We start from the raw sequence: 11,227 nt of genomic DNA, 5'->3' as shown, positions 1-11,227 counted from the left end.
AGAAGAATGTGTATTCCCGACAGCGGCATATCTGAGGTTCTCACTCGGCTGTGTCGCACCAGCATGTAACAACGGTTCATCGCCAATAAGCGGCACCGTAAAAAAGAAAATAATTAACTTGACCAACAAACCAATACTAAGCCGACAAATCCGCGTGCCATACTCCGCCAACTGACGATAACCGAAACCGTTGTAAACAAGAGCGCTTAAAATTTTTCAGTAAAAGAGATTGATTTTTTATATATTTTTATTCTTCAAGAGGTTTTAAATAAGATAACCTATAAGTTGTTATTCAATTTACTATTTCGAGTATTTTCCAATATGTAGATGAACAAGAAAAATTGCAATAATGAGCTCCAAATATTTTCTTAGCTTATTGATTATAGCTATCTCACTGAATACTTTCAGTCAGAAATTAGATTTATGTGATAAAAATAATGATTCAGTACTCACTCCAGAAGAATCGGATTCTTTAAATGCCTACCTATCTGCTGAAAGAAAGGAATTCGATTTTAAAAATAAAAAAATACTTTTCGTTACGGGTAATAGTGGAAACTTGATCGGCTGCAAAGAACAATACTTTGCTTACATAAATGAATGGAAAAAGATAGATTCCAAAGTTGCTTCAGGGATATACATTTTTACTACTAATAAAAAAAGTATTTCTGGTGGATATGATGCAATTATTACGTATTGGGTAAAGGTATTTACAGAAAAACGTAAAAGGAAATTAATTGAAAAAGTCGGGAAGAACCAAGGAGAACTTGAGTTTGAAATATTGGAAAGCATAATTAAATACGAAATTTCAAATGAAGAATTATATATCCAATGTCAAAAACCTAGAACATATTTTGATAGACAGGATTTTATAGAACAGGTTTCGTATGATTTACAAATTGAAATAATTCAAGAATTAGAAAAGAATGCGTCGATAAGTAAAGGTGCGTTATGGAATTCAAAATGGATGACGGACTTAAGTAAAAAGTATAATTCACTAAACAATAGAAATTGCATCACGAAAAATGATGTTTCTAAACTTTTCGAAAAAACCAAAAAAAGAAACTCAGTTTTAACTATCAGTGATCCTATTTTTAGTAATAATAATGAATATTGTATTGTTTCAATATCTTATTTAATGTTTCCTGGAAGTGCTTACGGGAATTCCTATTTTCTCCAAAAGGTTCAAGGAGAATGGACAATTTTAGCATCATATGACAATTGGTTATCATAGCTTTATTCACAATATATGTATAAAAGGGTTATCCTAATTTCGATATTATTTCTCTTATTTTCCTGTGATTGCCAAATCGGTATTCAAGGACAAATTTTATCAGCTAATACCAATAAACCTATACACGGTGCAAAAATAGAAATGATAGATCGAGAAATAATCTCTTTTTCTAACAGAGATGGATTTTTTGGAATCGGTGAAATGACAGGATTTTGCTATAATCCAAAAATTAGAGTTACGTACAAAAATTATAAACCTTTCGAAATTGAATTATCATCAGACTTAAACGAAACGATATTTAAAATAAAAGAAGAATCCGAATATATTGATTTAGATAAACCATATTATCCAAATCCAGAAAACAAAAGAACTTCAATAGGAGCAATACCAATAGAAAATTACAGTAGAAATTTTAAAGTAATAAATGACAGTCTGTTTATATATTTAGATAAGGAGAATTTAAATGGAGAGATTGACTCAATAAAACAAATTTTAAGCAAGCGTTACCAATAAGAAAAATCAGAATAGATGAAAGATATTTTCTTTATTTCAGCCTTATTTATTTCGTTGCATACAATATTTGCTCAACAGGTAAAAATTGACATTGTCGATTCATATCCAATCATTAAGGATATTAAAATTGCTGGAAAAAATTCAGAATTCTATTCAGACTTAGATTATGAAGCATTTTTATTCCTGTACCCAAATGAATTTGACTTGCTTAATAAAATAAGCCCAGAAACTACTCATTTGCAAAAATATGAAGATTATCAGGGAGCAATTATAAAATTACCCTTCCGAAGTAAAGAGATCAAAAGTATTTTTAGTAGTACGGAAAAATTGAAACAAATAATCAAAATGATTAGTCCCGAAACAGAGTATAAGTTTGGAAACATATATTTAAGAACTCCTAATAAGGTTTTCATCAACATATATGGAGATGCATGGTCGAGTTCTTATGGTTTTCAATTAGAAAAGGAGAAATTGAAACTGAAATATGAAATTAAAAATATTGAATAGAGAGCTTGCTCACAGAATTTAAAACGAGAAATTGATTCAATAAAATTTCTTTTAATTTCGTTCTTAAAACAAATATTTAGGTGCGCTCCAGTTTACAACAACGGTTCATCGCCAATAAGCGGCACCGTTAGTAAGAAAATAATTAACTTAACCAACAAACCAATACTAAGCCGACAAATCCGCGTCCCCTACTCCGCCAACTGGCGATAACCGAGACCGTTAGCAATAATTATTTAACCGAGAAACTGCTTGAGAATATTTATAATCTTATTTCTAATTGGTATTCAAAGTCTAACAGCTCAGGAAGTCAGAGGTATTGTTTATGAATCAGATGAAAGAGTATCAGATTTTGAAATTGTAAATTTGAATAGCGGAATATCTTCTACTACAAATCAAGAAGGGTATTTTTCTATACCAAGTGACTTAGGAGACACTTTAGTATTCAACTCGATACAATTTGAACAACAAATTCTGATCGTTGAAGAAAATAACTTACAAGCAACTTTAGTAATTGAACTTAAGAAGATAGTTAACTTATTAGATCAAGTAAATATCAGTTCGTCGTCAAAGGCATTTGATGTGAAAACGGCAAATAAAGAATTAAAAGAAACATTTCAAACGGATCTAGAAAAAAATTGGTTTATATACTATCCACCAAATCCTAAAGGAAATCTATTAGCTAGTATTATACCAGGTAATAAGAAGTCAATTCCTAAAAAATCTGAGATACGAATTATTCACTTAAGTGATTATGTAGAATTATTTGCGTCGGACGATACTTTGAATTGTGAGTATTTAAAAAATTCCCTCGAAATTCCCGAAAACCGATGTAATCTATTTTTTGGTTATTTAGAATCTAAATCATTAAATTATGAGTTATTAGAGCCATCAAGGCGTCTAGATTTGATACAAAAGATTTATGAAGCAAGCGAAGAATATATAGTTATGCAAGAAAGTAAGTAACGCAAATAACTATTGCTAACATCGGTTGATCGCCAATAAGCGGCACCGTTAGAAAGAATATAATTATCTTGACCAAGAAACCAAAACTAAGCCGACAAATCCGCGTCCCCTACTCCGCCAACTGGCGATAACCGTAACCGTTGTAGCCAATTTTATTTTTGGATTCAGGATTGGAACTTGACAAAACTCAAGGATAATAAATACTTCACATGTTGCTAATTTAATAGCAAACCAAAGACTCCGCCGATTAAAGCTTCGGACATACTGGAAGCTCCATGTGGATTGAAAGAGTCACGAATTCTATAACTAACGTCATCGGCTAATAATATGCTTCTATGTTCCAAAACCGTATTGCTTTCTCCGAAAGAATCATTTCCTAGAAATAGTGTAGTGAGAAAGTTCGTTTTTGGTTTATAAAATTTAGTCGAACCACTATAATAATATACATCACTAGTAGCGGAATATGTGTCGTATAAATCTGTGGTGCTATTATATAATACTAAAGTATAATTGCTCTTATAAAGGTCTTGATTATTTGCGAAATAAGTTGGACTTGAAGTAGAAGAGTCAGAACTTGAATTACTAACACTTGAAACTGAGTCTTTAATTTGAGCATTCATCGATATACTAAACGTAAGAACTAAAATAAATAATAATGGTTTTAGACTTTTCATATTTGAGGAATAAATCGGTAAACAGCCGTCTTAAAACTGAGTTTAATAGAAAACTCTTTAAAGTAACTATTACTATAACTGTTATGGTCTAAAAATAGTACATTTAAATTTAATTATTGATCAGGTAATTTAATATTAGTAGTTAATAAAACTGGCAACAACAACGGTTAATCGCCAATAAGCGGCAGCGTTAGAAAGAAAATAATTAACTTGACCAACAAACCAATACTAAGCCGACAAATACGCGTCCCTTACTCCGCCAACTGGCGATAACCGGGACCGTTATAGGCAAGCCACCAACAAAATATGAAAGAAGATTATTTAGCTTATTTTAAATATTCAGGACAAGAAGTTGAAAATGGATATTTAGATTTAAAGAAATCAGCAGAGGCTTTAAATGGTATAGATTCTTTATTTCGATTCTATATAAATAAAAAAATACCAGAGCTTTCGAATATCAATTTCGAACTACCAGCAAGGGTAAGAAAGGGAAGTTGGGAAACACTAATCCCTGAAAATATTGGTCAATGGATTGCATTTATATTAGGAACAGGAGTTACAACATATAGCGCTGCTGCTCTAAAAGAAATGGCTAAAAATGATTTTAAAGATAAAGGATTTAAAGACCTATTTAAACAAATAGTAAAAGCCATTAAATGGAGTATACAAATTGCCAAGCATATTGGAACCACATCAAAAAAGACATTTGATAATGTTCTTTTCAAAGAAGAAAATGGAATAAATTTTATCGGTATAAGAAATGAATCAGGAAATATCCTGTACGTTCCTAAAATGTATTTAGAGTTATTTTCAGAATTACCTCCTCAAATATTTAATAAACTGTCCGAGCCAATCGAAAGAGAAAGGGAATTATACATTGATTTTTCTGAGCAAAATAAAAATGACAAGGATGATACTAGTGAAGCATCCATTGAATATGAACACAAACACATATTTTATCAAGAAGAGGAAGAAAACGAAATCTTATTTCCAGAATTGGAACACGGAATGTTTGTAGAACTAAATGGCCACGTTACTAGAGGAAATGAAAAATCAAATACAATTGGTTTTTTATATAAAGATCATATTCTAACATGCTATCCAGAAAAAGGGAATATCATTGAACATAAAATAAAATTATTCACTAACTGTCTAATAAGAGGTTATATAGATAGAAAAGATAAAAAAGGATTTTATATAGAAAAGAGACCAAGGATAAAATTCATTGAGCTTGTCGGCACTGAGAAAGAAGATACACAACAAAAGCTGTTCTAGTGGCCAGCCTATAACAACGGTTAATCGCCAATAGACGGTACCGTTAGTAAGAAAATAATTAACTTGACCAACAAACCAATACGAAGCCGACAAATCCGCGTCTCCTACTCCGCCAACTGGCGATAACCGAGACCGTTGCCCACAATATTTATGATGAGTAAAATAAAAAGATTATTACAAGGACTAGTATACGGACTTATTCCAATCACTATATATTTAATCTTTGGAATTTTATTTAATGGCGACCACAAATGGATGTTACCATTAATTCTAGGATCAATATTTTTATTTTATTATTTTATATCCTCAAAATTTGATTTTTGGAAAACTGGCATTTTAATAATTCTACCACTATTCTTATCCTTATTATTAATATCATTTTTCACCGGATTTAATCTAGTGTTTCTATATATAATTTTTGTTCCTATTAGTGCTTTTTTAGGAAGCCTATTTTATAATAAAAAGAATTATTTAATATTAATTTTTGTTCTCGTTTTTTTTCCTATTCTGGGGTATTATGTTCTTCCAAATCAAATTGTACTATTTAATAATAGATCAGCTCGGCAAATTAAAGAATTTAAAGGATTAACTGTTGTCAATAAGGAACGAGATACAATTCAGTTTGACAAGAATAAAATTATAGCACTTGATTTTTGGACAACATCATGTGCAATTTGTTTTAAGAAGTTCCCTGACTTTGAAAAAATTTATCTAAAATTAAAGAGTAATCCAGATATCAAAATGTATTCAGTAAATGTCCCTTTGAAAAGAGATGAATTCGAAAAAACCGTAAGATTAGTAGATAGTTTGAATTATCAATTTCCTACGTTATTTGCAACCTCAATGGAAGAAGCCAGAGAACTAGGAGTAAAAGCTTACCCACATTTAATAATATTAAAAAATGGAAAGGTTCATTATGATGGTCGTCTAGAAACAGAAGAAAAGATCTTTATTAATAATATAGAAGATGAAATAAAAAGATTAATTGAATAAGAATACTGTGGGCAACAACGGTTCATCGCCAATAAGCGGCAGCGTTAGAAAGAAAATAATTAACTTGGCCAACAAACCAATACTAAGCCGACAAATTCGCGTCCCCTACTCCGCCAACTGGCGATAACCGAGAACGTTAGCAATAATTATTTAACCGAGAAACTGCTTGAGAATATTTATAATCTTATTTCTAATTGGTATTCAAAGTCTAACAGCTCAGGAAGTCAGAGGTATTGTTTATGAATCAGATGAAAGAGTATCAGATTTTGAAATTGTAAATTTGAATAGCGGAATATCTTCTACTACAAATCAAGAAGGGTATTTTTCTATACCAAGTGACTTAGGAGACACTTTAGTATTCAACTCGATACAATTTGAACAACAAATTCTGATCGTTGAAGAAAATAACTTACAAGCAACTTTAGTAATTGAACTTAAGAAGATAGTTAACTTATTAGATCAAGTAAATATCAGTTCGTCGCCAAAGGCATTTGATGTAAAAACGGCAAATAAAGAATTAAAAGAAACATTTCAAACGGATCTAGAAAAAAATTGGTTTATATACTATCCACCAAATCCTAAAGGAAATTTATTAGCTAGTATTATACCAGGTAACAAGAAGTCAATTCCTAAAAAATCTGAGATACGAATTATTCACTTAAGTGATTATGTAGAATTATTTGCGTCGGACGATACTTTGAATTGTGAGTATTTAAAAAATTCCCTCGAAATTCCCGAAAACCGATGTAATCTATTTTTTGGTTATTTAGAATCTAAATCATTAAATTATGAGTTATTAGACCCATCAAGGCGTCTAGATTTGATACAAAAGATTTATGAAGCAAGCGAAGAATATATAGTTATGCAAGAAAGTAAGTAACGCAAATAACTATTGCTAACATCGGTTGATCGCCAATAAGCGGCACCGTTAGAAAGAAAATAATTATCTTGACTAAGAAACCAAAACTAAGCCGACAAATCCGCGTCCCCTACTCCGCCAACTGGCGATAACCGTAACCGTTGTACACAATGCCATGAGGAAAAGTTTACTTCAAATATTAATTCTGACAATTATAATTGGATGTTCTCCAAAAATTAAATCCATAACTGAATATAAAAAAAATGAAAATCATCTTTCAAAAAATAGAATTGCAGAGTTGGATAAAAATGGCAATAAATTTTTAGAAAGAAATTATGGAAATCAAAGAAGCAATAGAATTGAAAGAATAGAATATAAAAACGGTAAAAAAATTAAAGAAACGGACTGTGATTACTTCGAAAAGCAAGATACTTGTGTAGTTAGACAATTTTCAGTTTATGAATATCTCCCGAAAGAAAATTTGAAGATTCAAACAATGTATGAAGCTGATTCCGCAGTTAGATTTATTAGAAAATATCGTAAAACTGGAGATTTAGAAGTAATAAAAACTAACACTTGGGAAATGTTTCCTACAAAAGATCCAGACCTAGAAAAAGCAATGAAACTAGCGGATTCTGTCTTTTATGATTCAAAAGGAAGAGAAATTAAAAGATTGCATTATAACGAAGATTTTGAAAGGCCTTGGATAGAAGAATATCAGTATTCTGATAATGGTTACACAAAAAAAATATCTGGGACTAGAGATGATACTACTCAATTCTATAAATATTCAGAACTTGATAAAATAGCCAACAAAAGAGATATTGATTTTGAATTTAGAGACACGGTAAATTATAAATACGAGATTGATTATTACTAACGCACTGTGTACAACAGCGGTTCATCTCAAATTCCGGGTTTTAGAAAAAAGAACTAAATTAGATTCCTAACAAACTAAAGCGTTAGCCGACAAGTCCGCGTCCCTACTCCCGCAACTTGCGATAACCGCAAACCGTTGTGTGCAATTTGCCAGAAAATGAAAGAGATAATTGATAATTACGAAGCTATTTCAACATTGGTGATTTCATTCATTGCGTTGATAATTTCTATAATTGCACTTTACTACACAGCTAGATCATTTCTATTAAAATCTGGTCATAAAATCAGAAGTGATATATCAACTGTAAGTGATATCGATACGGACGAAATTTATATTTCTTCAGTAACGTTGGAAAATTTAAAAGATAGAGCCACAGTTATTTTTTCAATATATCTTAAAATGGGTAGAGGAAACTATTTAGAAATTGAAAACTTTAATAACAGACCTCTTATCCTGAAGCCTTTTGAAGTTTATTATAAAGAATATGATCCTGTAGTTTTTTATAGTACTGGAGTAAATAAAGTCAGTATATCTAAATTAATCTATAACAGAAAGATTAAGAAAAAAATACTTTTGTCAACTACAAAAGGAAAGTACACTGTAAAAACGAATATAAATAGGTGGCAACCTATTCTCAAACTATTCAATAACCATTACACAGCTTTGATAAACCCCATAAGATATACTGTAAAAGGGAAAGGTTTCGGAAATAGAATTAGATATGTTCTTATTTTTAAAAATGAAAATGGTGATGAAGAAATTATAAAAATAAATGATAAAAGAGAGAGTTTATTAAAATTTAAAAAATTCACTTTAACTAAAGAAAGTTTAGAAAGTTCTGCTACGCTAAAAGCTTTTTTGGACCAAAAGAAGGAAGAGCAAAAAATAAAATACGAGAGTTTAGAAATTGTTGACTTTCAAAATAGAATTGAACAAATTTCGGAACAATACGATAAGGGAATTGAAAAATTAGAAAAACTCAGTTTTTGGGATTATAATATTAAGGGCTGGATATATACCAAAATAGATGATTACAAACTTGAAAGAAAAAATCGTCAGAACAGGAGAAAAGTTAGCAAGAGTAAATAAATAGTATAGTTCGGCAAACAGCACACAACAACGGCTCATCGCCAATAACGGGTATCATCGAAAAAGTGTAATTTTAGAAACCAGGAAAGAAAATAAATAAGCCGACAACTCCGCGTCCCAACTCCCGCAACTGGCGATAGCCGAGACCGTTATACACAAGTGCTCCGCAACGATTTTAGCTACTAAAAACTATTAGAATCCAATCTGAAAAATTCGAATTTTAAAGCCTTCAATTGATAATTTTGAACTAAGAATCTTTTGTTTATCGATAACTTTCGAAATCCTGGTTCTATTGAAAATTCAAGAAAATCGCTCAGGAAGATTATTATCAAAAAAGAATCTTTTGGTCGCTACTCAAACACAAATTAGCTACTAAGAACTTCATCAAAAACAAGCTTAGTACCAAGAAACGGACACTTACTCGGACGCAAGAATTGTAACAAAACGAGCAGGATCCTGAATTGATTGTGAAAATATTCCCGACTGCGGCATATCTGAGGTTCTTACTCGGCTGTGTCGCACCAGTGTATAACAACGAATATTCGCAATTGTGGCCATTTGAAATAAAATAGTACTTTTAGAAACCAGGAAACAAAAACCTAAGCGGACTAATCCGAATACCGTCAACCACAACTGACGATTATTCGAAACCGTTGTAGCCAATTTTATTTTTGGATTCAGGATTGGAACTTGACAAAACTCAAGGATAATAAATACTTCACATGTTGCTAATTTAATAGCAAACCAAAGACTCCGCCGATTAAAGCTTCGGACATATTGGAAGCTCCATGTGGATTGAAAGAGTCACGAATTCTATAACTAACGTCATCGGCTAATAATATGCTTCTATGTTCCAAAACCGTATTGCTTTCTCCGAAAGAATCATTTCCTAGAAATAGTGTAGTGAGAAAGTTCGTTTTTGGTTTATAAAATTTAGTCGAACCACTATAATAATATACATCACTAGTAGCGGAATATGTGTCGTATAAATCTGTGGTGCTATTATATAATACTAAAGTATAATTGCTCTTATAAAGGTCTTGATTATTTGCGAAATAAGTTGGACTTGAAGTAGAAGAGTCAGAACTTGAATCACTAACACTTGAAACTGAGTCTTTAATTTGAGCATTAATCGATATACTAAACGTAAGAACTAAAATAAATAATAATGGTTTTAGACTTTTCATATTTGAGGAATAAATCGGTAAACAGCCATCTTAAAACTGAGTTTAATAGAAAACTCTTTAAAGTAACTATTACTATAACTGTTATGGTCTAAAAATAGTACATTTAAATTTAATTATTGATCAGGTAATTTAATATTAGTAGTTAATAAAACTGGCAACAACAACGGTTCATCGCCAATAAGCGGCACCGTTAGTAAGAAAATAATTAACTTGACCAACGAACCAACACTAAGCCGACAAATCCGCGTTTCTTACTCCGCCAACTGGCGATAACCGAGACCGTTACCCACAATGGCTAAGTTAGAAATATGAAAATGAAATGGTGAAAAATATGGACTTTTTGAAAAGAGAACCTAAAGCTTTAAAGCTAATGTATGCTCTAGCGCTCTTGATATTTATCTTTAATGCTTTTTTGTTCATAAAAGAAGGAGAAATTAATGGTTATCTAACTATAATTTTTAATCTTATTCTGATAATTTTTACAATCCGCCTTGCAATATTTTCAAGTCAGAAAAAATAGATTATTGATTATATCATATTGATAATAAATAAATCGTGATTCCAATTATGTTGTTGATAAACGAAAAATAGAGAATGATTTTATATCATAGCAAACTGATTATTTAAATATTTAAAATAGAGGTGCACTGGATGAAAAATAATAGCAGCAACTTTATTAAAAACGAACTAATATTTTTAAAGTTCTCCTAAATCATAGGTTTTGTTTGCGTTATCGCTTCTGTGATATTAAGGATGTTTAATAATAACATAAATCTTATTTCAATAATTGGGTGTTCGAAAGTAACGTTATTCTATACTCGATTTCTAACAACCGGTCAAAAAAGTAAAATTAATGATTAGTTTAAGCCACAGTGGGTAACAACGGTTAATCGCCAATAAGCGGCAGCTATAGAAAGAAAATAATTAACTTGACCAACGAACCAATACTAAGCCGACAAATCAGCGTCCCCTACTCCGCCTGAAGGCTTCCCTGTTTTTCATACAGTTTAAAAATCAACTATTTTTAAGTTATGAAGAAAAGCAGATTTACAGAAG

At 31.0% G+C, this 11,227-nt stretch carries 11 protein-coding genes; 9 read left to right on the top strand and 2 right to left on the bottom strand.

Annotation, left to right across the window (positions count from 1 at the left end):
- Window positions 1-349 precede the first annotated feature (349 nt).
- From ACSHZO_RS15275 to ACSHZO_RS15260, 4 genes are all read left to right on the top strand, one after another.
- Window positions 350-1,231, top strand: coding sequence for a hypothetical protein (locus ACSHZO_RS15275; protein WP_298248332.1), 882 nt, complete (start codon window positions 350-352; stop codon window positions 1,229-1,231).
- 15 nt (window positions 1,232-1,246) lie between these two features.
- Window positions 1,247-1,744, top strand: a complete 498-nt coding sequence (locus ACSHZO_RS15270) for a hypothetical protein (RefSeq protein ID WP_298248331.1) — start codon at window positions 1,247-1,249, stop codon at window positions 1,742-1,744.
- Window positions 1,745-1,759: 15 nt separating this feature from the next.
- Window positions 1,760-2,251, top strand: a complete 492-nt coding sequence (locus ACSHZO_RS15265; protein WP_298248330.1) for a hypothetical protein — start codon at window positions 1,760-1,762, stop codon at window positions 2,249-2,251.
- Window positions 2,252-2,500: 249 nt separating this feature from the next.
- Window positions 2,501-3,214 (top strand): hypothetical protein, encoded by a 714-nt coding sequence (locus tag ACSHZO_RS15260; RefSeq protein WP_298248329.1) that lies wholly within the window; start codon window positions 2,501-2,503, stop codon window positions 3,212-3,214.
- A gap of 215 nt (window positions 3,215-3,429) precedes the next feature.
- Here ACSHZO_RS15260 and ACSHZO_RS15255 read toward each other — a convergent pair whose 3' ends face one another.
- Entirely contained in the window at window positions 3,430-3,888 is a 459-nt protein-coding gene (locus tag ACSHZO_RS15255; protein WP_298248328.1) for a hypothetical protein, read from the bottom strand.
- A 306-nt stretch (window positions 3,889-4,194) separates the two neighbouring features.
- Between ACSHZO_RS15255 and ACSHZO_RS15250 the strand changes: the two genes are divergently transcribed.
- From ACSHZO_RS15250 to ACSHZO_RS15230, 5 genes are all read left to right on the top strand, one after another.
- The gene (locus ACSHZO_RS15250) at window positions 4,195-5,163 is read left to right on the top strand and encodes a hypothetical protein (protein ID WP_298248327.1); all 969 of its coding nucleotides are present in this window, start codon (window positions 4,195-4,197) and stop codon (window positions 5,161-5,163) included.
- Between the two features lie 150 nt (window positions 5,164-5,313).
- Complete coding sequence (locus ACSHZO_RS15245) at window positions 5,314-6,156, top strand: TlpA family protein disulfide reductase (protein ID WP_298248326.1); 843 nt, start codon at window positions 5,314-5,316, stop codon at window positions 6,154-6,156.
- Between the two features lie 166 nt (window positions 6,157-6,322).
- A complete protein-coding gene (locus ACSHZO_RS15240; protein ID WP_298248325.1) occupies window positions 6,323-7,036 on the top strand; it encodes a hypothetical protein in 714 nt (237 codons plus the stop codon).
- A 154-nt stretch (window positions 7,037-7,190) separates the two neighbouring features.
- Complete coding sequence (locus tag ACSHZO_RS15235) at window positions 7,191-7,895, top strand: hypothetical protein (protein ID WP_298248324.1); 705 nt, start codon at window positions 7,191-7,193, stop codon at window positions 7,893-7,895.
- Between the two features lie 156 nt (window positions 7,896-8,051).
- A complete protein-coding gene (locus tag ACSHZO_RS15230; RefSeq protein ID WP_298248323.1) occupies window positions 8,052-8,984 on the top strand; it encodes a hypothetical protein in 933 nt (310 codons plus the stop codon).
- 728 nt (window positions 8,985-9,712) lie between these two features.
- On the opposite strand, the gene ACSHZO_RS15225 is transcribed toward ACSHZO_RS15230, so the two are convergent.
- The gene (locus ACSHZO_RS15225; RefSeq protein WP_298248322.1) at window positions 9,713-10,171 is read right to left on the bottom strand and encodes a hypothetical protein; all 459 of its coding nucleotides are present in this window, start codon (window positions 10,169-10,171) and stop codon (window positions 9,713-9,715) included.
- Window positions 10,172-11,227: the final 1,056 nt, after the last annotated feature.

It is taken from the genome of Christiangramia sp. 3-2217-3z, assembly GCF_051195275.1.
Classification (GTDB): domain Bacteria; phylum Bacteroidota; class Bacteroidia; order Flavobacteriales; family Flavobacteriaceae; genus Christiangramia; species Christiangramia marina.
Note: the sequence above shows the minus strand (reverse complement) of the source record. Positions and strands in the feature narration are given on the sequence as shown.